Origin of the sequence: Streptosporangium sp. NPDC050284 (genome assembly GCF_044459525.1) — a bacterium.
In the GTDB taxonomy this organism is placed as follows: Bacteria; Actinomycetota; Actinomycetes; order Streptosporangiales; family Streptosporangiaceae; genus Streptosporangium.
The window spans coordinates 208,086-234,309 of record NZ_JBITIZ010000005.1 but is presented as its reverse complement, the minus strand read 5'-3'; the positions used below and the strand labels follow the sequence as shown (position 1 = coordinate 234,309).

Below are 26,224 nucleotides of genomic sequence, written 5' to 3'. Positions count from 1 at the left end.
CGACCGAACCGGCCGGCCCCGTCCCCGAAGGTTCCCACCGGGTGACTCATCCTGAAGATGCCGGATGAATCACCCCGATGGCGCCGGGTGGCCTCACCCCGGCGGCATCTCCTCGTCGACCTCCTCGTCTCCTCCACCCGGGGCGAGGACCTCCCCTCTCAGGAAGCCTCGATGATCCCCGCCGCGCGGGTGGTCCCGTCCGCCGGGTCGATCAGCAGGCAGGAGCCCGTCGTACGGGAGTGCGCGTAGGGATCGACCGCGAGGGGCTCGGTGGTGCGCAGCACGACACTCGCGATCTCGTTCACGGCGAGGCTGTCCGCGCCCGGGGCACAGGTGAGGTCCCCGAGCGCGGCGGAGGGCACGATGTCCTCGACGACCGCCTGGACCGTCCTGGTGGTGTGCTTGACCAGCACCCGTTCCCCGACGCGCAGGGCGCGCTCGTGGAGGTGGCAGGTGGTCACGCGAAGCTCCCAGGTGAGGGCGGGCGCCGCGTCCTCCGGCACGATGAGGGAACCCCTTGAGACGTCGATGTCGTCACGGAGGCGCACGGCGACCGACTGCGGCGCCCACGCCGTGGCGACAGGCTCGCCGAGCACGTCGATCGCCTCCACCGTGGACGTCTGCCCGCCGGGGAGCACCGTGACGCGCTCGCCGACCCGCAGGACGCCGTTGGAGATCTGGCCGGCGTAGGCACGGCGGCCGTTCGCCCGGATGACGTACTGGACCGGAAGCCGGGCGGGCGTCCCGGAGGGGTCGGTGCCCACCCGCACGGTCTCCAGGAGCTCCATGATCGTGGGTCCGGTGTGCCAGTCCATGTTCGGCGAGGGGGTGACGATGTTGTCGCCGGTGAGCGCGGAGATCGGGATCGCGGTCACCTCGCCGATCCCGAGGCCGGAGGCGTACCGGGTGAACTCCTCGGCGATCGCCGCGAACACCTCCTCGTCCCAGCCGACGAGATCCATCTTGTTCACGGCCAGCACGACGTGGGGCACCCGCAGGAGCCCGGCGACGGCGGCGTGCCGCCTGGTCTGCGAGGCGACGCCGTTGCGGGCGTCGACGACGATGAGCACCAGCTCCGCGGTCGAGGCGCCGGTGACCATGTTGCGGGTGTACTGCACGTGTCCCGGCGTGTCGGCGAGGATGAAGCGCCTGCGCGCGGTGGCGAAGTAGCGGTACGCGACGTCGATCGTGATTCCCTGCTCGCGCTCGGCGCGCAGGCCGTCCGTGAGCAGGGCGAGGTCGGCGGTCTCCCGCCCCTGCTTGCGCGAGGCGCTCTCCACCGCCTCCAGCTGGTCGGCGAGGATCGACTTGGAGTCGTACAGCAGCCGGCCCACGAGGGTGGACTTCCCGTCGTCCACGGATCCGGCGGTGGCGAAGCGAAGCAGTGTGGTGGTCATCAGAAGTACCCCTCCCGTTTGCGGTCCTCCATGGCGGCCTCGCTCAGCTTGTCGTCGGCGCGGGTGGCCCCTCGCTCGGTCAGCCGTGAGGAGCGGATCTCCTCGATGACCTCTTCCAGGGTGGCGGCGCCGGAGTCGACGGCGCCCGTGCACGACATGTCACCGACCGTGCGGTACCGCACGAGACGCCGCTCCAGGCGTTCGTCCCTCCTCGGGCCGCCCCACGCGCCGGGGGCGAGCCACATGCCCCGGCGCGAGAAGACCTCGCGCTCGTGCGCGAAGTAGATCGGCGGCAGCTCGATGCCCTCGGAGAGGATGTACTGCCACACGTCCAGCTCGGTCCAGTTCGACAGCGGGAAGACGCGGACGTGCTCGCCGGGCGTGTGGCGGCCGTTGTAGAGGTTCCACAGCTCGGGCCGCTGCCGTCGCGGGTCCCAGCCGCCGAAGTCGTCGCGCAGCGAGAACACCCGCTCCTTGGCGCGGGCCTTCTCCTCGTCCCGCCGCCCGCCGCCGAAGACCGCGTCGAAGCGGTTCTTCTCGATGGCTTCGAGCAGCGGCACCGTCTGCAGCGGGTTGCGTGAGCCGTCGGGCCGTTCGGCCAGCTCACCCCGGTCGATGTAGTCCTGGACCGAGGCGACCTTCAGCCGCAGCCCGTACTCGGCGACGACGCGGTCCCGGTAGGCGATGACCTCGGGAAAGTTGTGGCCGGTGTCGACGTGCAGCAGGGGGAACGGCACCGGCGCGGGGGCGAACGCCTTGCGCGCCAGGTGGAGCATGACAATGGAGTCCTTGCCCCCGGAGAAGAGGATGACCGGCCGGTCGAACTCCCCGGCCGTCTCCCTGAAGATGTGGGCGGCCTCCGACTCCAGCGCGGCCAGGTGGGACAGCTGGTAGGTGTGGCCGACGGTCTCGTCGACGGCGATCGTTGTCATCGTGATGTCCTTTCTCCTGCGACGGACGCGACGGACGCGGCGACTGCGGCGACTGCGGCGACTGCGAGGCCGGCTTCGACGCCCTCGAAGGTCCCGGCTCCGTTCGCGATCTCGGCGCCTTCGGCGAGCCGGGCGCCGTTGACGCCCTCGGCGCTTCCTGGGCTTCCTACGGCCCAGACGTCCGCGGTTCCTTCGGCGGGCGGCGTGGCCCGCGGGCGGCCCTCCGCCACCCAGTTCGCGACCGCCCTGGCCAGCACGGTCCTGGACCGCCGGAACTCCTCGGCGTCGAGGTGCTCGTCCGGTGTGTGGTCGAGCGCGGCGTCCCCCGCGCCGTAGGCGACCATGGGCACTCCCCGCCAGGTGGTGGCGAGGGTGTTCATGTCGCTGCTCCCCTTCTTCGCGAGGAACCTCGGGGCCACGCCCTCCTCCCTGAAGGCGCGTGAGAACGCCTTCACGAGCGGGCTGGTACGGGAGGTGATCACTCCGGGCGTGGCGCGGAGCACCTCCACGGCGACCGGCCCCGCGACCCGGTGGACGAGATCGACGAGGTGTTCCAGATCCAGGGCCGGGGGGACCCGCACGTCGATGACGGCCTCGCCCACCTGGACGTCCCCGCCGTTCCTCGCGTGGATGCCGAGCACGGCCACCAGCGCCTGGGGGTCGGCCGCGCCGATCTCGTCGCGGAGCCGGCTCAGCACGTCCACCATCCGGTCGGCGGCGGTGGTGACCCCCTGCCCCGCGGTGTGCCCGACGCTGTGGCCGACCCGCAGCCGCACCTTGAGCAGGCCGTAGTAGCCGATGGTGAGGGCCTTCTCGCCGCTGGGCTCGCCCACGATCACCGCGTCCGCCGGGTAGTGGTCCCTGGCGTGGAAGGCCCCCGCCGAGGTGACCTCCTCCTCGACCGCGCCGATGACGCGCACCTGCGCCCAGCTCGGCACGTCCATCTCCGCGAGTGTCTCCAGGTAGGCGACGAGGCTCGCCTTGGCGTCGACGCAGCCCCTGCCGCTGATCGTGAGCCCGTCCCAGCGCACCGGCCAGCGGTGCGGCACGGTGTCGAGGTGCCCGAGCATGAGCAGCCGCCGGTCGCCCGAGCCGCGGGTGGCCACGAGGTTGCCGGCCGCGTCGATCTCCGCGTGGACGCCGCGCTCGGCGCACCACTCCACCAGATACTCGGCGAGCTCCCGCTCGTCGGCCGACACCGAGGAGATCTCCACGGCTCGGGACAGGAGCGACAGGTCGGGCGCGGGTGGCCGGACGCGCCAGAAGCGCGTCCCCGACGCGGGTGACAGGGTGTGCGGCCCGGTTATCGCGACGTCGGCGCTCCCGTCGAGGGCGATCTCCGCCGCGCGTACCTTCTGCCGCATCCTGCCGCGCGCGAACCGCTCCCCCTCGCCGCGTACCACGTCGACGAGGCGGCTCGCCCGGTCCTCGGGATCGCTGAGCAGGCCGGGCGTGCCGGTGACGAGGCGCAGGTGGTCGGCGTCGAGGGCGTTGGCCAGCTCGGCGGCGAGGACGTCGGCGTCGACGTTGAGCGCGGAACCGCCCGCGCCGTCGGCGACGGGCGGCGAGAGGCACACCACGTCGAACGCGTCGAGCAGCGCCTGGACGCGGTCCGCGGCCACTTCGGTCACGGTGCCCGCCCGGTGGTCGCGGACCACCGTCGTCCTGCCGTCCACCACGGCCCGCAGCGGCCGGTTGGCCAGGGCGCTCACCAGCGCCCCGTCCCGCGCGACCGAGGTGAAGACGGTGAGTCCGCGCGCGGTGAGCGCGTCGCGCACGCGCGGCAGCGTCACCCGCTCGTACGCGTCCACGATGTGCGGCATCTCCTCGGGAGGGCAGTAGCGCACCTCGCTGTCGCCCCGCAGGCTCAGCGTCCTGACGGGACGGCCGATGTCGGCGTAGTGCCGCGCGATGCCGGCCGCGCCGCCCGCGACGAGGAGCACGCGGGCGCCACGGCGGCGCAGCAGGGCCACCTCGTCGAAGAGCGCGTCGTGGCCGAGACTCGCGCTCCCTATCTTGACTACGTAGAGTGCCGCCTTGCGCGTGCTGGCGACGTGTCCGAGTACGGACATCTTTCGCTCCTCCTCAGCTTTCCGGCCCTTCAGCCGATGTCTTCGACCGGTGCTTCCGTCCGATGCCTTCGGCCGGCTCTTCGGTCGGCGCCTCCGGCCGACGTCTTCTGGCGATGCCTTCCGCCGGCGTGTTCCGTCGACGTGTTCTGTCGGCGTTCGGTCGGCGCCTTCAGCCGATGCCGCGGGTGTTGCCTCCGTCGGCCACGAAAACCGTGCCCGTGACGTACGAGGCCTGGTCGCTGGCGAGCATGGCGGCCAGCGCGCCGAAATCCGCCACGTTCCCGATCCTGCCGAGGGGGATCCGCTCGGCGACGCGGGCGATCTCCGTCTCCACGTCCGCGCCGAACTGCTCGTCGAGGATGGGGGTGCGGTGGAAACCCGGGGCGAGGATGTTGACCGTGACCCCGTTCGCGCCGAGCGCGTGCACCAGGCCCTTCATGTAGCCGAGCAGGCCCAGCCGGGCCACCGACGACAACCCGCTCTCGGGGTGGGGCTGGCGCACGGACTCGGAGGCGATCATCAGCATGCGCCCCCAGCCGCCCCTCTTGACGAAGGGCAGCGCCGCGAGGGTGATGCTCACGTGCGGCAGGAGGTTCCCGTCGATCGCCGCGCGGTAGTCGGCGACCTGGAAGCTGTCGACGGGTCCGAACGGGACCCCGCCGGTGTTGGTCACCACGACGTCGAGGCCGCCGAACGTGTCCGCGGTCCGCCGCACCCATTCGGCTGCGGCCCGCTCGTCGCACAGGTCCACGGGAGTGCTGAGCACCTCGCCCGTTCCCATCGCGTTGACCTCGACGTGGGCGAGGGCGAGCCTCGCGGGGTCACGACCGCAGATCGAGACGTTCGCTCCCTCCGCCGCGAGGGCCTTGGCGACGGCCAGCCCGAGCCCGCTGCTCGAAGCCGCCACCAGTGCCACGCGCCCTTTAAGTCGAAGGTCCATGAGATGGCTCCCTAATTCTCGTGCCTACCTGGTCGGCAGGATCGGGTACCCGTAGCGGGTGAGCAGTGGCAAGGCGGGCGCGGTCGCGGCGGCGATCTCCCGCGCGGACAGCCTGGTGCGCCAGCGCTCGTCGGAACGGATCACCGTGTCGCCCTTGGACAGCCGGTCGGGGTTGCCGGTCACCGTGTGGTTCTCCCCGAGCGAGACCAGGCCGGTCTCGTCGACCGGCGGCTCTCCCGTCAGCCCGGCGAACCGCATGACCCGCGCCAGGACCTCTCGCGGCCGGGCGCAGAGGTCCTCGTGCACGACCCTCAGGTACCGGTCGGGGGCGACCGCTCCGACGAGCTCGGAGGCGGTGTTGAACGCGCTCCAGTACCCGCTGCTGCGGGCGGGGCTCATCGGGTCGATGTAGTCCTTGGCGTTCTTGTAGGAGAAGGCCGTCGCGCGGGGGTCGCGCACCATGTGCAGCACCCGGACGTCCAGGTCCGTACGTCCCAGCAGCGCGGCGGCCTCGGCGGGATACTTCGAGCCGTCCACGATCAGGCGCTCGCCGCCTCGCTCGGCCAGCGTCCGGTAGATGGAGGCGGTGCGTCCGAGCGCCTCCTCGACCCCGGGCGCCGTCCTCGTTTTACCCCTCGCCTCGGCGAGGCGGTCGCGGGTGTGGCGGGTGCGCAGCAGGGAGCGCTGCAGGAGCGTCATCCGGCGCGCGGCGCCGATCCCCGCCACATCACCGTCCCCGAGGACCGGGGACCAGACGTCGCACGCGGTGAGGTCCCTGCCGCAGCCGCAGGTGGAGTTCGTCCCGGCGTTGAGCACGCCGTTGCGCCACAGGTAGTGCAGCTCGCCGGCGTGCAGGACGCCGGGAAGCTCGCCGAGGACGTTGCCGAGCAGGGTGCTGCCGCTGCGCATCCACCCGGTGATGTACAGGATCCGCGGGTCACCCACGGCGACCACCCCACGACAGCGTGATCAGGTGCTGCGGCAGGTGCACGGCGAGGCCGACGCGGCTGCTCGCCTCGACGAGGTCGGTGCCGTCGCTCCCGGCGCCGCGGCGCAGCGTGATGGAGGAGACGCCCGGCAGCAGCAGGGTGAACGCGGCGCGGAAGTCTCCCATGAGCAGGGTGTCCTTCGGGATCATGCGTGTCCTCGACACCGTGATCCCGGCGACGGCGAGGCGGGCGAGCATGCCCGTCCGCACCATCTCCCAGTAGACGGCGGGGTGGGCGACGATGCCGTCGCACGAGCCTCCGGTCTCCTCCACCTCGGCGGCGGTCTGGGTGACCGCCTCCTCAAGGGCGAGGTCGGTCTCGCGGTGGCGGGTGCCCGGCAGCCGGAGCAGCCCGGTGATCGCGCCGTCGCCGGTGCCGTGCAGCAGCGCCTCGTTCTCCGCCACCGACAGCCGGACGAGCACGCGGTAGTCGACGTACGGGGCGAGCAGGGCCGGCTTGTCGAGGATTCCCTCGGGGAGCGGAACGGAGACGGTGAGGTCGGTGAGCCGCGCCTCCTCCAGCCTCGGCGCGAAGGCCGCCTCGGGGGTGGCGGCGTAGGAGACACCCGACTCGCTCACCGATCCCCGAGGGGGCTCGTGAACGTAGGGCGCCGGGTCGCCGGCCACGGGCGCGGTCTTCAGCAGGTGGCGTACCGGATAGCGGGGACGGGAGGCGAAGAGCGGGAACGACGCGGGCAGGTGGGTGCCGAAGGACACCACCAGGTCCCCGCGCTCGTCGGTGTCGGCACGGTCGCGGGCCTCGCCCACGGCCGCCGCGAACTCCTCACCGGGGGTGCGCGCCACGGTTCCGAGATCGAATTCAAGATCGGATGGAGCCGGGTGGGCACCGTTGCCGTTGACGGCAGGACTTTCTGCGATTCCTCGCATTACCCCTCCTTCTGGAGCTGTTCCGGAGACGCCCTGCGTCGGTGCTCCGGACGTTCGCCTGGTGTGCCGGCGATGACGAAAAAGCCGGAAATAATCATCACTAGCGAGCTTAATCATCTGGTGCAGATATTTTCGGCCCCTAGCCAAGAAGCGATGCTTATGAGGTAATAGCCCGATAGTTATGAGATCGGCCTATAAGCGGCCACATTCATTCCGAACAAAACCACTTATTAGATGTTTTATGCGGAATCGGGTTACGGTTTATGCGACAAATAAGTCACATCAACCGACAGGGATGAGCCCATGCAGAAAGTTCTGAACGGTCCGGAGTGCCCCGAGTGCTCGGCCGAGGTGCCGATCGACGGGGACGCCCGGGTGAGCGAGATCGTCGAGTGTCTGGACTGCCGGAGCGAGCTGGAGATCGCCTCCGTCCAGCCGCCGACGCTCATGCTCGCACCGGACGTCGAAGAAGACTGGGGCGAGTGACACAGGGAGCTGTGCCGTGGATTCCGTAGCACCCCACCTCGCCGTCCTCGCCTCGCGAGTGCGGTTCGAGGAGAAGAACATCATGGCCGCGCTCGAACGGCGCGGCGCCAGGTTCGAACATCTGGATCCCAGGTCGCTGTTCGTCGCGAACGGCTCTCCCTGGAACGGACCGAACCTCGTCCTCAACCGCGAGGTCGGGCACTTCCGCGCCCTCTACGCGGCGAGTGCCCTGGAGTCGGCGGGGGTGACGGTGCTCAACAGCGCCGCCGCCACGCATCTCAGCGGCGACAAGTGGCACACGTCGGCGGCCCTGCTGAAAAGCGGGCTGCCGACGCCCAGGACCGCGCTGGCGATGACGTCGGAGGCGGCGCTGGAGGCCCTGGACGCGATCGGCTACCCGGCCGTGATCAAGCCACTCGTCGGCTCCTGGGGCCGGCTGGTGACCAGGGTCACCGACCGCGCCGTGGCGACGGCCGTGCTCGAACACGTCGCCGCGCTGCCCTCGCCGCAGTCGCACGTGATCTACCTGCAGGAACAGGTTCCCAAGGCCGACCGCGACATCCGCGTGCTCGTCGTGGGCGGCGAGGCGCTCGGCGCGACCTACCGCAAGGGAGAGGAGTGGCGTACCAACGTGGCGAGGGGCGCGGTGAGCGAGTACTGCCCGCTCGGCCCCGACCACGTCAAGCTCGCGGTCGCCGCCGCGGAGGCGGTCGGCGCCGACATCGCGGGCGTCGACCTCATCGAGGACATGGACGGGCACCTCACCGTGCTCGAAGTCAACGACCGGGTGGAGTTCCGGGGCTTCCAGCAGGCCCACGGCTCCAGGGTCGACGTGGCGGACGCCATCGCGGCCCATCTCATCGCGAGGGGGGAGACATGACACGCGTCGCGGTCGTCGGGGCCGCCGGCTACATCGGCGGCGAGCTCCTGCGCATCCTGACCACCCATCCGAAGGTCGAGCTGGCCGCCGCCACCTCGCGGCGCCTGCAAGGCCGCCAGATCGACGGCGTCCACCCGAACCTGAGGGGAAGGACCCGGCTCACCTTCTGCCCCGAGGACCGGCTCGACCACTACGACGTGCTGTTCCTCGCCACACCGCATCGGGAGACGATGCGCCGGATGCCGGAGTTCCTCGACATGGCCGACACGGTCATCGACCTGTCCGGCGACTTCCGGCTGCGGTCCCCCGACACCTACGAGAGCTACTACGGGCTCCCGCACGAGGCCACCGACCTGCTCGGCACCTTCGTGCCCGGCATACCGGAGTTCCACCGGGACCGCCTGCGGACGGCCGGCCGGATCAGCGTGCCCGGCTGCATGGCGAACGCCGGGATCCTCGCGCTCACCCCGCTGGCCGAGGCCGGGCTGATCAGGGACGAGATAACGGTCGACGCCAGGACCGGTTCCAGCGGTGCCGGAGCGACCGCGGGCTCGGAGAACCTGCACGCCGAACGCAGTGGCGCGCTCAGGGTCTTCGCCCCGACGCGACACCGGCACGAGGCGGAGATCTCCCAGGCGACCGGGCTCCCGGTCCGGATGACCGCGACCGGAGTGGAGGCCGTACGGGGAGTGCAGCTGGTCTGCAGGGCACGCCTCGCCGACGGCGTCACCGAGCGCGACATCCGCTCCGCCTACCGGGGACGCTACGGCGACGAGCCGTTCGTCCGCGTGGTCGCCCAGCGGCGCGGCCTGCACCGGTTCCCCGACGCGAAGATCCTGTCCGGTTCCAACTTCTGCGACGTCGGCTTCGCCCTGGACCCGGGGGCGTCCGACGTGACGGTGATCGCGGCCCTGGACAACCTGGTCAAGGGCGGTTCCGGGAACGCGGTGCAGTGCATGAACATCCGGCTCGGCCTGCCCGAGTCCCTCGGGCTCGACTTCACCGGCCTGCATCCGAACTGACCGAGGCGAAAGGAGTAGACATGAGCGGCATCTCCACCCTGCCGGGTGCGATCCGGGCCGGAGAGAGGGCCGATCCGGCCGCGATGACCGGCCGGATCAGGGAACACATCGTGAACATGTGCGCGAGTCCCGAGGGCGGGCACCTGGGGGGTTCCATGTCCCTCGTCGAGGTCCTCGCCACCCTGTACTTCCGGATCATGCGAATCGACCCCCGGGATCCGGGTTCGCCCGACCGCGACATGCTGCTGCTGAGCAAGGGGCACGCGGGCATCGCCCTGTACGCGACCCTCTGCGAGGCAGGCTTCTTCCCCGAGGAGCGGCTCACCGACTACGCGCGGCCGGGCAGCGCCTTCATGGCCCACCCCCACGCCGAGGTCCCCGGCGTGGAGATGCCGTCAGGCTCCCTCGGTCACGGCCTCGCGCTGGGTGTCGGGGTGGCGCTCGCGGCCAGGCTCGACGGCTCCGACCGCCGGTGCTTCGTGGTCATGGGCGACGGCGAACTCCAGGAGGGCTCGGTCTGGGAGGCGGCGAGCGTGGCCGCGAGCCACGGGCTGGAGAACCTCACCGCCGTGGTCGACCGCAACCGCCTCCAGATCACCGGCGCGACGGAGTTCGTCGGCAACCTGGAACCCCTCGCCGACCGGTGGCGGGCCTTCGGCTGGCACGTCAGGGAGGCGGACGGCCACGACGTCGCCGCGCTGACCGAGGCGCTCACCGCGCCGCCCGAGCCGGGACGCCCCACCCTGATCATCGCCCACACCGTCAAGGGCAAGGGCCTGCCCTTCATCGAGGGCCAGGCACGCAGCCACTACGCCAAGCTGGGCGACCGCCAGCACCGCCGCGCGCTCTCCGCCCTGCGTGCCGCCCCGGAAGGAGAACGGCGATGACCGCCACCACACTCAAGACGCGCTCGTCCCGTGAGGTCTACCGCGACGTGCTCGTGGAACTCATGCCGGACGACGAACGGCTGGTCTGCCTGGACAGCGACACCGGCCTGTTCGGCGGGGTCGACTTCGGCGAGGCGGGTGACAGGTACCTCAACCTGGGCATCGCCGAGCACACCCTCATGGGCGCCGCCGCCGGGCTCGCCAAGGAGGGGCGCGTGCCCGTCGTGAACACGATGGCGGCGTTCGCCTCCACCCGGGCGCTGGAGGCCGTCAAGGTCGACATCGCGCTCAACAACCTGCCCGTCCGCATCGCCGCGACCCACTCCGGAGTGTCGGGCGGCCATCTCGGCCCCACCCACCACTCGCTGGAGGACCTGGCCGTGATGCGGAACCTGCCGAACATGACCGTCGTCGTCCCCGCGGACGAGGCCACCACGGACGAGCTGTTCCGCCAGGCCCTCGCCCTGCCGGGCCCCGTCTACTTCCGGCTGGGCCGCAACGCCACCCCCGACCTCCCCGAAGGGCCGCCCGTGCGAATCGGGCAGGCCCAGATCCTGCGGGAGGGCGGCGACGTCACGCTCGCCGCCTGCGGCCCGTACCCGGTGCTCGCCGCCCTCGACGCCGCGGACCTGCTGGAGCGGGACGGCATCGCGGCGTCGGTGATCCACGTACACACGGTCAAGCCGCTGGACACGGCGACGCTCGCCGCCGCGGCGAGCGCGACCGGCGTCGTGGTCACGGTCGAGGAGCACTGGCGCGCCGGCGGCTTCGGAGCCGCCGTCGCCGAGAACCTCTCGGAGATCCTGCCGGTCAGGGTGTGCCGGGTGGCGATGCCCGACGCGTTCGTCCCGGTCGCCGGGAGCCAGAGATACCTCCTGGAGCGGGGCGGCATCACGCCCCAGGCCGTGGCCGCGCGGGCCAGGACCGCCCTGGGCAGAACGAGGAGGAGCCGATGAAGGAGGACTTCCGGCGCTCCGGCCAGTGGCGCGACGAGACCGTCCTCGACGACCTACGGCGTTCCGTCGCGAACCACCCGGACAAGCCGGCGCTCGTCTGCTACCGGGACGGCGCCGCGGAGACGGTGACCTACGCCGAGCTCGCCCGGCGCGTCGACCGCCTCGCGGCGAGCCTGGTGCGGCTGGGCGTGGGACGCGGTGACGTGGTGACCCTGCAGCTGCCCAACTCCTGGCAGCTCGTCGCGTCGATCCTCGCGTGCGCGCGGATCGGCGCCGTGGCGGGCCCGGTCGTCCCCATCATGCGCAGGCGCGAGGTCGAGTTCATGACCCGGCTCACCGAGAGCCCGGTGTACATCGCGGCGACGGAGTTCCGCGGCTTCTCGTACGCGGACATGAGCGCCGAGGTCGCCCGCGCCGTCCCGAGCCTGCGCCACCGGGTGCTGCTCGGCGGCGGTGCGGGCGAGAACGGCGGTGCCGGTGGTTACGGCGGCGGTGGCGCTGACAGCGGCTACGGCGGCGAGGACGACGGCGGGAGGGGCGGGGCGCTGGACTTCGACCTCGACCTCCTCGGCCCCGAGCCCACCCCCGAGGAGATCGAGGCCCTCGACGCCCTCGAAGCCGGCCCGGACGACCCCGCCCAGGTCGTGTTCACCTCGGGCACGACCGGTGAGCCGAAAGGCGTCGTGCACAGCCACAACACCCTGTACTCGATGAACAGGGCACAGGCCGACGTGCTTCACCTCACCGGCGAGGAGGTGACGGCGATGGGGTCCCCCACGACGCACCAGGCCGGTTACACCTGGAACTTCCTCATGCCGCTCATCCTCGGCGCGACGGCCGTGCAGGTGGACGCGTGGGACCCGGCCGCGATGCTGCGGATCCTGGAGGAGCGGAAGGTCACGTTCTTCATGGGCGCGCCCACGTTCCTCTCCGACCTCATCGAGGCGCAGCGCACCGGTCCGAGGGACCTGTCGGCGCTGCTCACGTTCGCCACGGGCAGCGCGCCGATCGCGCCGCTCCTCGTGGAGGACGCGCGGGAGGTCCTCGGCTGCCGGGTGTACGCCCTGTGGGGCATGAGCGAGAACGGCTGCGTGACGATCACCCGTCCCGAGGACCCGCCGATGCGCGCGGCCGAGAGCGACGGCACCCCCGTACCGGGGATGGAGGTCAGGATCGTCGGCCGAGGGGGCGAGCCGGTGGCCGCGGGACAACCCGGCCTGCTCCAGGTCCGCGGCGCCGCCCAGTGCCTCGGCTACTTCCGCCGCCCCGAGGTGTACGCCGAGTCGCTCACCGAGGACGGCTGGTTCGACACCGGGGACCTGGCCCGCGAGGACGGCTACGGAGGCATCCGGATCACCGGCCGGGTCAAGGACGTCATCATGCGCGGCGCGGAGAACATCCCCGTCGTGGAGGTGGAGGCGGCCCTGCTGCGGCACCCCGCCGTCAAGGACGTCGCGGTCGTCGGCTACCCGGACCGGCGGCTGGGCGAGCGCGCCTGCGCGATCCTCGTCACGGCGGACTCCCCGGCGGCCTCCCCGCTCACCCTCGACGACATGCGCGGCCACCTCTCCGGCCTCGGCATGGCCAAGCAGTACTGGCCCGAGCGACTGGAGATCGTGCCGTCGCTGCCGAGAACCCCCTCCGGGAAGATCCAGAAATTCGCCTTGCGCGACCGGCTCCGGGCTTAGGACACCACATGGACTTCGAATTCACCAGTGATCAGCAGGCGCTCGCCAAGAGGGTGCGGGAGTTCGCGGCCGACAGGATCGCCCCGTACCGCCGTGAGAGCGACGTGCGGCGCGGATACCGTCCAGGGCTCCTCGCCGAGTTGGGCGAGGAGGGTCTGTTCGCGCTCCGGATGCCCGAGGAGTACGGGGGACGCGGGCTCGACGCGACGAGCGCGGGCATCGCCCTCGAGGAACTGGCGGCGGCGGACCTGTCCGTCTGCTATCCCGTGCTCAACGCCGCCCTCATCGGCGGTGTCCTGGCGGCGAACTGCGCTCCGGAGCAGCTGGCGGGCTGGCTGCCGCCGATCTCCCGCGGTGAGTCGATCGTCGCGCTCTGCCTCACCGAGCCCGGCCACGGCACCGACGCCGCGGGCATCGAGATGCGCGCCGAGCCCGACGGCGACGGCTGGGTGCTGAACGGCGAGAAGACCTCCATCATGATCGCCGCCTACGCCACGCACGGCCTCGTCTTCGCACGGACGGGGGAGGCGGGGGCGCACGGCATCACCGCCTTCTACATCCGGCTCGACCAGGCCGGGGTGAGCCGCGAGACCCTCCCCGACCTCGGCTGCCGGTCCGGCGGGCGCGGCAGGTTCGTCTTCGACGGCGTCCGCGTCGGCCCCGAGGACGTGGTCGGGCAGCCTGGACTCGGCTTCGCGGCGGTCATGCGCGGGTTCGGCGTCTCGCGGGCGTACATCTCGCTGATGGCGCTCGGGGTCGCCAAGGCCGCGCTCGACGAGGCCATCGCCCACGCGGGCGCCAGGGAGGCGTTCGGCCGGCCCATCGGCACCTTCCAGGCGGTCGCCTTCCCCCTGGTCGAGCACGCGACCATGCTGCACGCGGCACGGCTGGTGTCGTACGAGGCACTGTGGCGCGCCGACAACGGCATGGACCCGCGGATCCCCTCCAACATGGCCAAGTGGTGGGCGCCGAAGGCGGCGATGGAGGCCGTCCACCAGTCCCTGCTGACCATGGGCCACCTCGGCTGGTCGGAGGACGGGCCGATCGCGCAGCGGCTCAGGGACGTCATCGGCCTCCAGCTCGCGGACGGCACCGCGGCGGCCACCAAGCTCGTCGTCGCGAGGAAGCTCCTCGGCCGGGAGAACGCGCCGTGACTCCCGCACGACACGACCGGTGGGGGCGGCCGAGCCGCCCCCACCGGACTTTCCTGACCCACGCACGAGGTGACGCCGCCTGACCTGGTGTGTCGCCGGTCCCGACCCACGCGCGAGGTGACGCCGCCGGACTGGTGTATCGCCGGTCCCGGCTCACGCGCGAGGTGACGCCGCCGGACGTACCCGGCCCAAAAGCATCCGATCCGCGCGGCTCAGCCGCTCTCGCTGTGGACCCGCTTCGTCTCGCGGTAGGTGCGCATCTTGGACCGCGTCCCGCACACCGCCATCGAGCACCAGCGGCTGCCTTTGTTTCGCGACCGATCGTAGAAGATCCACTCGCATCGGTGCTCGCCGCACGCCTTGAGACGCTGCCAGGAGCCGTCGGCGACGGCACCGGCGACGGCCGCGAGCACCCTGGCCAGGGCTCCGCGCACATCGGTGAGCGCGGGCCGGAGGCCGAGCTCCCCCGCCTCCCCTTCGAACCCCACGACGAGCGGGCAGTCACGCGCGATGTGCTCGATCGTGCGGCGGGCCTGGAGGTCGGGGGGGCCGCCGTTGTTCTCCCGCAGGAGCGCGCGCAACGCCTCCCTCAGGGTCACGGCGTCGCGGCGGTCGAGCTCGCCCGGCTCCACCCTCGGGTCACCGAGGCCGTTGCGCTCCAGCCAGATGGTGAGGCCCTCCACGGTGGCCAGATAGTCAGGCCCGAACTCCACGTTCACGCTGTTGACGAACGCCTGCACCAGTGCGAGCGGGCCCGGTGCCACGGCCCTGTCTCCCGGTTGTCGCTTCATCCTGACAATTTTACTATTGAACCACCTTTGCCGGTAGTGCGCTACCGATGATTTAACGGCGATCTGACGGGACTCGCGGCGCCACAATCCCCTCGTTTCTTCCTCACGCGACGTTCGCATCCCGAAAAGAAGCTCTTATCACACCCCCGTTGTCCCGCCCTCGTTACCGCCTTAGCGTAATTGCTGGTAACCGAGAAATGGCCAACCGCGAGTTCCGGAGCGCGAAGGGAAGCGACGTGACAACCGAGGTCCACCCCGCCCGCATCGCCGGCAGGGAGATCACCGGCGACACGCGTCCCCCTGGAACGTCCCGAGGCCTCGGCACGGAAAGGACTCTCAGCGATGCGGTTCGATGACATCTGGATCTCCGGCACGGGCGGCACGCTCGGCGACCGGGTGCCCATAACCCGGGCCGTCGAGGACGGCTCGTACTCGGCCGAGGTCGCCGAGAGCACCGGAATGATCTCCGTCGCCCAGTCCTCGCAGGCTCCCCCCGAGATGGCCGTGACCGCCGGAAGGCAGGCGCTCAAGGAGGCCGCCGCCCACGGGACGGAGATCGGCCCCGACACCCTCTACCTGCACAGCCACAGCCACTTCCAGGGCATCGACATGTGGCCCGCGGCCTGCTGGATCGGCGGGGAGCTGCTGGGCACCCGGATGGCCGGGATGCCGATGACCGTCTCGGCGGCGTCGAACGGCTCCCTCGCCTGCCTGGAGATCGCGGCGAGCATGCTGGCGGGACGCCCCGACCTCCCCTCCGCCCTCATCACGGTCGCGGACCGCTTCGCCCCTCCCACCAACCGCTGGTACCTCTCCCCCGGCATGGTCTTCGGTGACGGCGCCGCCTCGGCGGTGGTCACCCGGGGTCGTGGCCGGCTGAGGCTGCTGTCCTGCGCCTCGCAGACCGACACCGCCCTCGAAGGACTCTCACGCGGCGACGAGCCGTTCCGTACGGCTCCCGAACCGCACCCCGACATGAGGCGCAGGACCCGGGAGTTCCTGGCGCGCGGCGAGCTGTCGCTGCGCGACGTCCGCGCGAGGTCGGCGGCCGGGACCGCCGGCGTCGTCTCCACGGCACTGTCCGACGCCGGCCTGTCCATGGACGAGATCGACTGGCTCGTCACACCGTTCGTCGGGCGGACCCTGTTCAAGGAGAGCTTCGTACGACCCCTGAAGAGCATTCCCGGCAACACCCTGGCCGAACTCGGGCTCACGATCGGGCACCTCGGTCCCGCCGACCAGCTCTACGGCCTGCACCACCTGTTGAACGAGGACCTGCTGGAGCCGGGAGCACGGGTGCTCCTCATCGGCACCGGAATGGGATTCACATTCTCCGCGGCGGTTCTCGCGGCGGACAACGCCTGACCACTCCACCGGAAGGAACCCCGCAATGACCATCACCCACACCCCCGACGTGCTGCCCTCCCTCATCGACTCCCTCGACTCCCGCGTCACCCCGGTCGACCGGCTTTTCTCACCCGCGGCGCTGCGGGAGGAGATCCCGGTCTCGCCCACCGCCAGGGAGACCGTCCTCGGCGGACGGTACGGGGTCACCCAGGTGCTGAACGGCGAGGACGACCGGCTCGTCGTGGTCGCCGGCCCGTGCTCCATCCACGACCCCTGCGCCGCCCTCACCTACGCCGAGCGGCTCTCCGAGCTCGCGCGGCAGGTGTCCGGCTCGCTCGTGGTCGTCATGCGGGTCTACATGGAGAAGCCGCGGACCCGCCTCGGCTGGAAGGGGCTCATCAGCGACCCCCACCTCGACGGTTCGCACGACCTCAACAGCGGGCTGCGCCTGGCGCGAGGGCTGATGCTGGACATCCTGGAGACCGGCCTGCCGATCGGCTGCGAGTTCCTCGACCCGCTCACCCCCCGCTACTTCGCCGACGCCGTGTCCTGGGGCTCGATCGGTGCCCGCACCGTCCAGAGCCAGGTGCACCGGCAGCTCACCAGCGGGCTCAGCATGCCCGTCGGCATCAAGAACGCGACGAGCGGCCACGTGGAGGACGCGGTCGACGCCATCGTCGCCGCCTCGAAGGGACACGTGTTCCCGGGCATCGACGACGACGGCCTCGTCTCGATCGTCTCCACCAGCGGGAACCCCGACTGCCACGTCGTCCTGCGCGGCGGCAGCACGGCCCCGAACTACAGCCCCTCCGACGTGGCCGGCGCCCTCGCACTGCTGAAGAAGGCGGGCCTGCCCCAGCGCCTCTTCATCGACGCCAGCCACGGCAACAGCGGCAAGGACCACGAGCGACAGCCCCTCGTCGCCGCGGACATCGCGCACCGCATCGCCGGCGGGGAGACCGGCATCGCCGGGATCATGCTGGAGAGCTTCCTCGCCGCGGGCAGGCAGGACCTGATCCTGGGCCGGACGGACGCCCTCGCGTACGGGCAGAGCGTGACCGACGCCTGCGTGGACTGGGACCAGACCACCCGCATGATCCACGGGCTCGCCGAGGCCGTCGAGGCCGGGCGTGCCCTGCGGCGGGCCGGTGCCGAGGGCATCTCCTCGCAGGTCGAGCTCGCCCTCCCCTCCCCGCTGCCGGTTCTTGCCTGAGACCTCCGACCCGCTATTTCGAGAGGAACGATTCTCATGGAAACGACCAACTCGTCGCTTCCCCTCGCCCGTCCCGCCGGTGACGGCCCGCCGGGAGTTCCGCACCGGCACTCCATCCCCGTCCCCGAGAAGGCCCGGCCGCACCGGGAGACGTTCGCGGTCGCGGCCCTGGCAGGCCTGCTCCACCGCTACACCGCCGAGACCGACCTGCTGATCGGGCGGGCGGGGCGGGGTGCCGCCGAGACCGTCCGGGTGCGGGTGTCCGGCGACACGACCGCCGCGGAGCTGCTGGCCGCGATCGCGGCCGGCACCGTGGAGCCCACCACCGGCGAGCCCTGCCACGCCGTCGTCTCCACCGGCGACGCCCTCGCGAACGGCGTCCCCGCGGGTGACGTCTCCGCGAACGGCCTCTCCGCCGGTGACCTCTCCACGAACGGTGTCTCCGCGAACGGTGAGCAGCCGGGGCCGCGCGCCGCGCTGACCGTGTTCACCCGGGACACCGACGGCCTCGACCTCGTGATGTCGCGGGCGGAGTTCGACGCGGACGCCGCCGCCCAGTACGCGCTGCACCTGGGGCGGGTCCTCGACGCCCTCGCCGCCGACCCGGCCGTCACGCTACGGGACATCCCCCTGCTCACCGAGGAGGAGTCCCGGCGCATCCTCGTCGACTGGAACCAGACCGACGAGCCCGTGCCCGCCCTCTTCTTCCACGAGGTCGTCGCGGACATCGCGCGCCGGACGCCCGACGTGGTCGCGGTGGCCTGGCCCGGTGGCCGGCTCACCTTCCGCGAGCTCGACGACCAGGCCAACCAGCTCGCCCACCGGCTCGCCGCACAGGGGGTCCGCCCCCGCGACCGGGTCGGGGTCTGCTTCCCGCGCGGCGCCGAGAGCCTGATCGCGCAGCTCGCCTGCTTCAAGACGGCGGCGGCGGCGATCCTGCTGGACCCCGAGTTCCCCGACGACCGCGTCCGCTTCATGATCGAGGACGCCTCGGCCGTGGTGGTGCTCACCATGAGGGCCCACGAGTTCAAGGTGTCGGGTATCTGCCCGGTGCTCTCGCTCGACGGCACCGACTGGCGCGACGAGCCCACCACCCCCGTCAGCGAGCCGGTGAAGGCCTCAGACCTCATCCACATCTGCTACACCTCCGGCTCCACGGGCGTGCCCAAGGCCGTGATGGTGCCGCACGGCGCGGCCCGCAACCTCATCTACAGCATGCGCGTGATCTGCGGTATCACCGAGGAGTCCCGAGGGACGTGGCTCGCCGCACCCGGCTACGGCATGGTGGAGGTCGAGTGCTTCTCGGTCCTGGCCGCGGGCGCCACGGTCCACATCCCCGAGCCGTCGGTCGTGACCTCGCCCGAGTGGCTGCGCGACTGGCTCGTCTCCGAGCGGATCACCCACACCCTGCTCATGAAGGCGATGGCCGAACGGCTGTGGACGCTCCACTGGCCCGCCGAGACCGAGCTGGTCAACATCAGGATCTGCGGCGAGCGCGTGCAGTCGTGGCCCTCCGCCGACCTTCCCTTCCACGTGTTCAACCTGTACGGCTCCGCGGAGGCGACGGTGGTGGCCACGTGCGACATCACCCAGCTCGGCGTGGACCTCGGCGAGGAGGGGCGCGCCCACCGCCTGCCCCCGATCGGGCGGCCCACGCCCAACGTCAAGGCGTACGTGCTCGGCGAGAACCTCGAGGTTCTCCCGCCGGGAGTCGTCGGTGAGATCTTCGTGGCCGGCGAGAGCCTGTCGGAGGGGTATCTGGGCCGCCCGGAGGCCACCGCGGAGAAGTGGCTCGCCAACCCGATGGACCCGGTCCGCCACCCGGTGCTTTACCGGACGGGCGACGTGGCGCGCTACTGGACCGACGGGAGCATCGAGATCGTCGGCCGTACCGACAACCAGATCAAGGTCCGCGGCAACCGGGTGCACCTCGGCGAGATCGAGGCCGTCCTGGCCGCACAACCGGGCGTCGGCCAGGCGGCGGTGCTGGCCAGGAAGGACGGCCAGGGAGACGTCCAGCTGGTGGCCTACATCGAGCCGCGCCCCGGGCCCGTCCCCGAGGTGCGGGACCTTCGAGCGGCGCTGCGCCAGACGCTTCCCTCGTTCATGGTGCCGGCGGCGTACGTCGTCGGCGGTCTCCCGACGACGACGAACGGCAAGATCGACCGGACCGCGCTCCCCGAGCCGCCCCGGTCCCGCCCTGACGTCGGCAGCCCCTACCAGGAGCCGCGCAACGACATCGAGCGGACCCTGCAGCAGATCTGGGCGAAGACGCTGGAGCTCGAAGGCATCGGCATCCTCGACAACTTCTTCGAGCTGGGCGGTGACTCCCTGCGCGCGGCCCGCCTGACCGACCGGATCCGCGAGGCCTTCGACGTCGACGCCGACATCGACGACCTGTTCGACGAGGCGAGCATCGAGCGAATGGCCTGCACCATCGCGGAGGCGAAGAGGGGCTGAACCGCCGATTCTCATGGAACGGCGCCAACGAAGCCGCCGACCTCCGTGAAACGGCACCGCTGAAAAGGACCGGCCCCGGCATTTGCCGGGGCCGGTCCTCGTGTCGAGGCCCCGGAGCCTGCACATTCGTTCCGCCAACCTTTTTCCGCGACTCCCGCTCATTGTTCACATCCTGAGAAGAATGCCTTATCACAGGGCCGTTGTCCCGCCCTTAACGGCGACCTACCGTAATAGACAACAGTCACAAGAATGGCCGAAAAACCGGAGTCGAAACCCGTTCTATATGCGGGAAAACGTCGTCGGCGACAACGGCATAAAGCATTTGATTCCGGAGGTGTCAAGCGCATGCAGGCCGTCGTCGTCTGGTGGGACCTACGGGAGTCGGACCAGACCGTCGAATCGCTCCGCGCGTTCCTGCGCGACGAGGCGGTGGACCGCTTCTCCGGGATTCCCGGGCTGCGCCTGAAGTTCTGGATCTCCGACCGGAGCAGCGACCGTTGGGGCGCCGTGCTGCTCTGGGAGTCGGCGGAGGCCGCGGCGGCACCACTGCCGGCGAGGGCCGCCGAACTGATCGGATCCCCGCCCGTCCAGCGCTCCGTCTTCGATGTGGAGGCCACCACCGAGGGCATCTTCGACGTCGCCGAACTGGCGGGCCGTGGCCTGGCCCTGGAGGGATGACGAGGACATGGCGAGGATTCTCATTGCCGGTGGTGGCATCGGCGGTCTCGCGGCGGCGTTGAGCGTCGCCGATCGGGGACACCGGGCGATCGTGCTGGAACGCCAGGCCACATTCGCCGAACTGGGCGCCGGAATTCAGCTGGCACCGAACGCCTTCCACGCGCTCCGCCACCTCGGTGTCGGCGAGGCCGTGCGCGAGCGGGCGGTCTTCATCGACGAGTTGCGCTTCATGGACGGCACGACGGGCGAGCGGGTGGCCAGCATGCCGCTGACCGACGGCTACCGGCGCCGGTTCGGCGACCCGTACGCGGTGGTCCACCGGGGCGACCTGTACCAGGCGCTGCTCGACGCCTGCCGCGCGTCCGGCGACATCGAACTGCTCGGCAACCGATGGGTCACCCGGTACGAACAAGGCCCGACCGGCGTCACCGCCCTCACGGACACGGGAGAGCGGTTCGCCGGTGCCGCCCTCATCGGGGCCGACGGCATCCGCTCCGCCGTCCGCCGTCAGCTCGTCGGGGACGGCAGACCCCGGATCTCCGGGCACACCATCTACCGTTCGGTCATCCCCATGGAGAAGGTCCCCGCGGAGCTGCGGTGGAACACCGTCACCCTCTGGGCGGGCCCGAAGTGGCACTTCGTCCACTACCCGATCGGCGGCGGGAGGTTCCTGAACCTCGCCGCCACCCGGGACGACGGCGCCCGCGAGGAGCTGGCGGGCGAGCCCGCGGACCGGTCCCACGTGCTGGGCGAGTTCCCCGGCCTGAGCCAGACGGCCCGCGCCCTGCTGGAGCTGGGCGAGGAATGGCGGACCTGGGTCCTGTGCGACCGCGACCCGGTCGACCGCTGGACGGACGGGCGGGTCGCCCTGCTCGGCGACGCCGCGCACCCGATGCTGCAGTACGCCGCCCAGGGCGCGTGCATGGCGCTTGAGGACGCGGTGGTGATCGGCAGGCTGCTCGACTGCGACGAGGACGCCTTCACCCAGCGCCTGGAGAAGTACAACGCCGAACGCCGCGAGCGCACGGCCAGGACCCAGCTGGTGGCCCGCGCGATGGGGGAACGCCTCTATCATCCGGCGGGCGCCGAAGCACGGGCGCGGAACGCGATGCTGTCCTCCCTCACGGTGGACGACCTGCACGACAAGGTGGCCTGGCTGCACGGCGCCCGCCACTTCGGATCCGGCCTGGACTTCGGCTCGGGCTCCGATTTCGGCTCCGGCTCCAGGGACCTCGGCGTATCCGGGGAACACCTGGTGTCCGACGACCTCCTCGAACTCAGCCTCAGTGAAGGAGTGGCCCGGTGAGCAGGTTACGTTGGCTGACCGCGGGAGAATCGCACGGACCCGCCCTCGTCGCGACCCTGGAGGGGCTGCCCGCCGGTGTGCCGGTCACCACCGGCATGCTGGCCGACGCGCTCGCCAGGCGGCGGCTGGGCTACGGCCGGGGCGCGCGGATGCGGTTCGAGATGGACGAGGTGACCATCCTCGGCGGCGTGCGGCACGGGCTGACCCTGGGCTCGCCGGTCTCGATCGTGGTGGGCAACACCGAGTGGGCCAAGTGGGAGCAGGTCATGGCGGCCGACCCCGTCGGCCCCGAGGTGTTGGAGGGACTGGCGCGCAACGCCCCGCTGACCAGGCCCAGGCCAGGCCACGCCGACCTGGCGGGCATGCAGAAGTACGGTTTCGGCGAGGCCCGTCCGATCCTGGAGCGAGCGAGCGCGCGGGAGACGGCCGCGCGGGTGGCGCTGGGCGCGGTGGCCCGCTCCTACCTGCGGGAGACGGCCGGGGTCGAGCTCGTCTCGCACGTCGTGGAACTCGCCTCCGCCAAGGCCCCCGACGGGATCCTTCCCGTCCCCGCGGACGCCGGGAGGCTGGACGCCGACCCGGTGCGCTGCCTGGACGCCGACGCGAGCAAGGCGATGGTCGCCGAGATCGACCGGGCTCACCGGGACGGTGACACGCTCGGCGGCGTGGTCGAGGTCCTCGCCTACGGGGTCCCCGTGGGGCTCGGCTCCCACGTGCACTGGGACAGGCGCCTCGACGCGCGGCTGGCCTGCGCCCTGATGGGCATCCAGGCGATCAAGGGCGTCGAGGTCGGGGACGGCTTCGCGCTCGCCCGTACGCCGGGGTCGAGGGCGCACGACGAGATCGTGCCGACACCCGAGGGCGTGAGGCGGACCTCGGGCCGCTCCGGCGGCACCGAGGGCGGTCTGAGCACGGGCGAGGCGCTGCGGGTGCGCGCGGCGATGAAGCCGATCGCGACCGTGCCACGAGCCCTCGCCACCGTGGACGTCACCACCGGCGCCCCCGCGCGTGCCCACCACCAGCGGTCGGACGTGTGCGCGGTCCCGGCCGCGGGAATCGTCGCCGAGGCGATGGTCGCGCTGGTCCTGGCGGACGCGGTGGCGGAGAAGTTCGCCGGGGACTCGGTGGCCGAGACCCGCCGCAACGTCCGCGGCTACCTGGACCACCTGCCCATCGGCTGACGCGTCCCCGGGGAGCGGCGGACCGACCGGCGCGGCCGATCGAGGTAGCGCCAGCTGTACCACGGGTCTCCAGTTCGCGGGATCGAAGTGATGATCTCCCCCGCGACATGCTTCGAAGGTCGGCAAGTGACCCTCGAACAAGGAGTTCCGATGTTCAGCCCCACCTCCCCCCGCTCCCGTTTCCTCGCCTACGGGCTCGCCGTGATGATCGCCGCAAGCGCCGCCGCCGCGCCGGTCGCCGCCTCGGCCTCGACAAAGGCGTCGGCGTCGGCCGGTTTCGACGGCGACGTGCAGAAGGCGCTCGACGGGCTGATCGGCGATGAGTTCCCCGGCGCGCTCGCCTCGGTGCGCGACCGCGAAGGGCGCGTCACCGGCTACACCGCGGGCGTCGGGAACCTGCAGACCCGGGAGGAGGTGCCGGTCGACGGCCGGGTGCGCATCGCCAGCAACACCAAGACGTTCGTCGCCACCGTCGTCCTGCAGCTCGTCGGCGAGGGCAAGATCAAGCTGGACGGGCCGATCGAGACGTACCTGCCCGGGATGATCCGCGGCAAGGCAGGCGACGGACGTAAGATCACCGTCCGCCAGCTTCTCCAGCACACCAGCGGCCTGCCCAACTACACCCGCTACATGGACCAGGACATCTCCAAGACCCGGAACCGCTATGTCGAGGCGAGGGACCTGGTCGACGTGGCCCTGAAGCACAAGGCGTCGTTCAAGCCGGGCAAGGGCTGGGAGTACAGCAACACCGGCTACACCCTGCTCGGCCTGATCGTGCAGAAGGTCACCGGTCGGCCGATCGCCGAAGAGGTCACCAAGCGGGTCATCGACCGCGCCGGGTTGCGTGACACGTACTGGCCGGCCGCCGGTGAGCGGGGCATCCAGGGCCCGCACCCCCGCGGTTACCTGGCGGGCAAGTCCAAGGGTAAGTTCACCGACATCACCACGTTGGACCCCTCCTGGGGCGGTGCGGCCGGCCAGCTCATCGGCACCCCGAAAGACCTCAACACCTTCTTCCTCGCCCTCCTGGACGGCAAGCTGCTCAAGCCCGCGCAGCTGACGGAGATGAAGAAGACGATGAAGGCACCCGGGTTCCCCGAGGGCTGGCAGTACGGGCTCGGCGTGGTCAGCATGAAGATGAGCTGCGGCGTCATCGGCTGGGGCCACGGCGGTGACATCGACGGCTACGAGACCCGCGTCGCCGCCACCACCGACGGCCGGGCGGCCTCGGTCGCGGTGACCGCCCTGCCCAGCAGCGAGGCCGGAGCGATGAACGTGATCAAGGCCGTCGACACCGCCCTGTGCGGGTAACGGACGGCCGCCCCCTCGCCTCCGCGCCGTCCTGACGGCACGCGGAGGCGTCGCCGTTCCGGTGACACGGGACGCGGAGGCGCCGGTGACACGGAGGACCACGGGGGCGCTCGTCCGGACGTCAGCCGCGCTCGTAGGGGATCTTCTCGCCCGCCTCGATCGCGACCGGCAGCCGGTTCTCCTCCGGCGGCAGCGGGCAGGTGGCGAGGTCGGTGTAGGCGCACGGCAGGTTCGTGGCCCGGTTGAAGTCCACGGTCACCTGGTTGTCGGCATCGGGCACCCCGAGCTGCAGGACGCGGTTGGCGGCGTAGGTGGTCACGCCGGAGGTCGCATCGGTGAACAGGGCGATCAAGCTGCCCGGCGCGTGGCCGTTGAACACCGTCAGGCTCAGCGTCTGCCCGTCGAGTTCGAACTCGACCCGCCCTGGCGCGTCGTAGACGTGCCTCAGCCCTTCCACCGCCGCCCCGACGTCCGTCGGCCGGGGCTCGTCGAACGGCAGGTAGCGGCCGACGACCAACCATCGCGGGTCCGGAGGGAACACCGGAGTGCCGGCGAACGCGACACGCAGCGGGTGGTCCGGGTGTCTGGGCCGGACGATGTCATGCCCGCCCCGCTTGGCCACCTCGATCACCGTTTCACCCCAGACGGCATTGATCGAACCGCGTTCGGGGATGTGGCCGAACACGTACCGGCCACGCACAGGCGTGCCGTCCACGACCAGTTCCTCCGCGTCGCCGAGGGTCACCACGACGCCCTCGCCGCCGGTCGACCACTCCCCTGGGGCATCCGGCAGGCGCTGTGGTTCAGACGTCAGCCAGTGCAGGTTCGTGACGGCGAGGAACCCGTGGGGATCGGCCAGCGCTCTCTCGTGCCGGTGGTGCCAGTCCTGCCATTCCTGGACGTACGCCGCCACGTCGATCACTTTGGCTGCCATGGCTGCTCCTCAAGATGCGCGAGATTTTTCATACTATTCCTACCTTTTAGATTGGTTTATGTCCAGCATTGATATTCGGACGACCAGAACACACTCAACCATCAGGTCCATCCCCTCACGAGGCGACCACTGGACACTCGGGCCTCCGCGCCGTCCTGACGACACGCGGAGGCGTCACCGTTCCGGTAAGTGGTGGCCTGTGACCGAAGGAGATACCACTGGGATCAGAATCCCTCGGTGGTTACCACGGGGCCGCCTGTCAGGTAGTTGATCAGCGCGGTGCGAGTGGTGGACACGAATGCCTGGGGTATCCGGTCTGCCGGGTGCCAGGCGACGCGCGCGTGTTTGCGAGGTTCGGCGTTGACCGGGGTACCGCTCCAGGTGTCGGTGACGAAGACAACGGTGACGAAGCCGTTCGGTGCCTCGACACCCCAGGAGCAGTGGATGAGACCGGCTACTCGGAGGTCGGCGGGGTCTACGACCAGTCCGGTCTCCTCCTTCAGTTCGCGGACCGCGGTTTGGGTGATCACTTCGCCCTTGCTCGCCTTGCCAACAGGAAGGTCCCAGTGGTTGGGGGCGAACTTCGCTCTGGCCGCTCGCTGTATGAGGAGGACTCGTTGCCGCGTCTGGTCGTGGACGATGACGGCGGCGACGAGGAGGGTGTGTGCTTCGAGCGCGGGGGGCAGGGCAGTGCCGGGCGTGGGCATGGACAC

General features: G+C 71.1%; 23 protein-coding genes. 14 read left to right on the top strand and 9 right to left on the bottom strand.

The genetic code is table 11. The annotated features are described in order from the left end of the window. Positions 1–158: 158 nt before the first annotated feature. The 6 genes from ACIBH4_RS14335 to ACIBH4_RS14310 form a co-directional block, all read right to left on the bottom strand. A complete protein-coding gene (locus ACIBH4_RS14335; RefSeq protein WP_362512434.1) occupies positions 159–1,397 on the bottom strand; it encodes a GTP-binding protein in 1,239 nt (412 codons plus the stop codon). Next, positions 1,397–2,329, bottom strand: a complete 933-nt coding sequence (gene cysD / locus ACIBH4_RS14330; RefSeq protein ID WP_362512437.1) for a sulfate adenylyltransferase subunit CysD — start codon at positions 2,327–2,329, stop codon at positions 1,397–1,399. Before cysD ends, ACIBH4_RS14335 begins: the two co-directional genes overlap by 1 nt. Further along, on the bottom strand, positions 2,326–4,401 hold the full coding sequence (locus ACIBH4_RS14325) for a M20/M25/M40 family metallo-hydrolase (RefSeq protein WP_362763744.1): 2,076 nt from the start codon (positions 4,399–4,401) through the stop codon (positions 2,326–2,328). The genes cysD and ACIBH4_RS14325 overlap by 4 nt, the downstream gene beginning before the upstream one ends. A 169-nt stretch (positions 4,402–4,570) precedes the next feature. After that, positions 4,571–5,341, bottom strand: coding sequence for an SDR family oxidoreductase (locus tag ACIBH4_RS14320; RefSeq protein WP_362512443.1), 771 nt, complete (start codon positions 5,339–5,341; stop codon positions 4,571–4,573). Between the two features lie 24 nt (positions 5,342–5,365). Beyond that, a complete protein-coding gene (locus ACIBH4_RS14315) occupies positions 5,366–6,286 on the bottom strand; it encodes a sulfotransferase (protein WP_362763742.1) in 921 nt (306 codons plus the stop codon). Next, a complete protein-coding gene (locus ACIBH4_RS14310; protein WP_362763739.1) occupies positions 6,279–7,217 on the bottom strand; it encodes a family 3 encapsulin nanocompartment shell protein in 939 nt (312 codons plus the stop codon). Before ACIBH4_RS14310 ends, ACIBH4_RS14315 begins: the two co-directional genes overlap by 8 nt. Before the next feature lie 303 nt (positions 7,218–7,520). On the opposite strand from ACIBH4_RS14310, the gene ACIBH4_RS14305 reads away from it, so the two are divergent. The 7 genes from ACIBH4_RS14305 to ACIBH4_RS14275 are packed head-to-tail and all read left to right on the top strand — an operon-like array spanning position 7,521 to position 14,290. Continuing rightward, positions 7,521–7,703: a lysine biosynthesis protein LysW gene (locus tag ACIBH4_RS14305; protein ID WP_350945183.1), complete on the top strand. Its 183-nt coding sequence runs from the start codon at positions 7,521–7,523 to the stop codon at positions 7,701–7,703. A 16-nt stretch (positions 7,704–7,719) separates the two neighbouring features. Beyond that, complete coding sequence (locus ACIBH4_RS14300; protein ID WP_362512452.1) at positions 7,720–8,583, top strand: RimK family alpha-L-glutamate ligase; 864 nt, start codon at positions 7,720–7,722, stop codon at positions 8,581–8,583. Beyond that, positions 8,580–9,605, top strand: a complete 1,026-nt coding sequence (argC, locus tag ACIBH4_RS14295) for an N-acetyl-gamma-glutamyl-phosphate reductase (RefSeq protein ID WP_362763736.1) — start codon at positions 8,580–8,582, stop codon at positions 9,603–9,605. Before ACIBH4_RS14300 ends, argC begins: the two co-directional genes overlap by 4 nt. A gap of 20 nt (positions 9,606–9,625) precedes the next feature. After that, complete coding sequence (locus tag ACIBH4_RS14290) at positions 9,626–10,492, top strand: transketolase (RefSeq protein WP_362512458.1); 867 nt, start codon at positions 9,626–9,628, stop codon at positions 10,490–10,492. Continuing rightward, complete coding sequence (locus ACIBH4_RS14285) at positions 10,489–11,448, top strand: transketolase C-terminal domain-containing protein (RefSeq protein WP_362512461.1); 960 nt, start codon at positions 10,489–10,491, stop codon at positions 11,446–11,448. Before ACIBH4_RS14290 ends, ACIBH4_RS14285 begins: the two co-directional genes overlap by 4 nt. Further along, positions 11,445–13,136, top strand: a complete 1,692-nt coding sequence (locus ACIBH4_RS14280; protein WP_362763733.1) for an AMP-binding protein — start codon at positions 11,445–11,447, stop codon at positions 13,134–13,136. Before ACIBH4_RS14285 ends, ACIBH4_RS14280 begins: the two co-directional genes overlap by 4 nt. Positions 13,137–13,144: 8 nt before the next feature. Beyond that, positions 13,145–14,290, top strand: coding sequence for an acyl-CoA dehydrogenase family protein (locus ACIBH4_RS14275; protein WP_362512466.1), 1,146 nt, complete (start codon positions 13,145–13,147; stop codon positions 14,288–14,290). A gap of 212 nt (positions 14,291–14,502) precedes the next feature. Here the strand turns inward: ACIBH4_RS14275 and ACIBH4_RS14270 are convergent, their stop codons facing one another. Continuing rightward, positions 14,503–15,081, bottom strand: a complete 579-nt coding sequence (locus ACIBH4_RS14270; RefSeq protein ID WP_362512469.1) for a CGNR zinc finger domain-containing protein — start codon at positions 15,079–15,081, stop codon at positions 14,503–14,505. 342 nt (positions 15,082–15,423) lie between these two features. Here ACIBH4_RS14270 and ACIBH4_RS14265 point away from each other — a divergent pair, with 342 nt between their 5' ends. The 7 genes from ACIBH4_RS14265 to ACIBH4_RS14235 all read left to right on the top strand — a co-directional run bounded on the left by ACIBH4_RS14265 (position 15,424) and on the right by ACIBH4_RS14235 (position 24,577). Then, positions 15,424–16,446 (top strand): ketoacyl-ACP synthase III family protein, encoded by a 1,023-nt coding sequence (locus tag ACIBH4_RS14265; protein WP_362512472.1) that lies wholly within the window; start codon positions 15,424–15,426, stop codon positions 16,444–16,446. Positions 16,447–16,471: 25 nt separating this feature from the next. Continuing rightward, positions 16,472–17,641 carry a 3-deoxy-7-phosphoheptulonate synthase gene (locus tag ACIBH4_RS14260; RefSeq protein ID WP_362512475.1) on the top strand — a complete coding sequence of 390 codons (1,170 nt, stop codon included), beginning with the start codon at positions 16,472–16,474 and terminating at the stop codon, positions 17,639–17,641. Positions 17,642–17,677: 36 nt separating this feature from the next. Next, on the top strand, positions 17,678–20,101 hold the full coding sequence (locus ACIBH4_RS14255; protein ID WP_362763730.1) for an amino acid adenylation domain-containing protein: 2,424 nt from the start codon (positions 17,678–17,680) through the stop codon (positions 20,099–20,101). Between the two features lie 345 nt (positions 20,102–20,446). Beyond that, positions 20,447–20,779, top strand: a complete 333-nt coding sequence (locus ACIBH4_RS14250) for a hypothetical protein (RefSeq protein WP_362512481.1) — start codon at positions 20,447–20,449, stop codon at positions 20,777–20,779. Between the two features lie 7 nt (positions 20,780–20,786). Then, positions 20,787–22,085 carry a 3-hydroxybenzoate 6-monooxygenase gene (locus ACIBH4_RS14245; RefSeq protein WP_362763727.1) on the top strand — a complete coding sequence of 433 codons (1,299 nt, stop codon included), beginning with the start codon at positions 20,787–20,789 and terminating at the stop codon, positions 22,083–22,085. Continuing rightward, positions 22,082–23,266 carry a chorismate synthase gene (gene aroC, locus ACIBH4_RS14240; protein ID WP_362512487.1) on the top strand — a complete coding sequence of 395 codons (1,185 nt, stop codon included), beginning with the start codon at positions 22,082–22,084 and terminating at the stop codon, positions 23,264–23,266. The genes ACIBH4_RS14245 and aroC overlap by 4 nt, the downstream gene beginning before the upstream one ends. A gap of 150 nt (positions 23,267–23,416) precedes the next feature. Beyond that, positions 23,417–24,577, top strand: a complete 1,161-nt coding sequence (locus tag ACIBH4_RS14235; protein ID WP_362512490.1) for a serine hydrolase domain-containing protein — start codon at positions 23,417–23,419, stop codon at positions 24,575–24,577. A gap of 121 nt (positions 24,578–24,698) precedes the next feature. On the opposite strand, the gene ACIBH4_RS14230 is transcribed toward ACIBH4_RS14235, so the two are convergent. Both ACIBH4_RS14230 and ACIBH4_RS14225 read right to left on the bottom strand, forming a co-directional pair. After that, positions 24,699–25,511 carry a DUF1684 domain-containing protein gene (locus ACIBH4_RS14230; protein WP_362512492.1) on the bottom strand — a complete coding sequence of 271 codons (813 nt, stop codon included), beginning with the start codon at positions 25,509–25,511 and terminating at the stop codon, positions 24,699–24,701. Between the two features lie 224 nt (positions 25,512–25,735). Next, on the bottom strand, positions 25,736–26,218 hold the full coding sequence (locus tag ACIBH4_RS14225) for an NUDIX domain-containing protein (protein ID WP_362512495.1): 483 nt from the start codon (positions 26,216–26,218) through the stop codon (positions 25,736–25,738). Between the last annotated feature and the right edge of the window lie 6 nt (positions 26,219–26,224).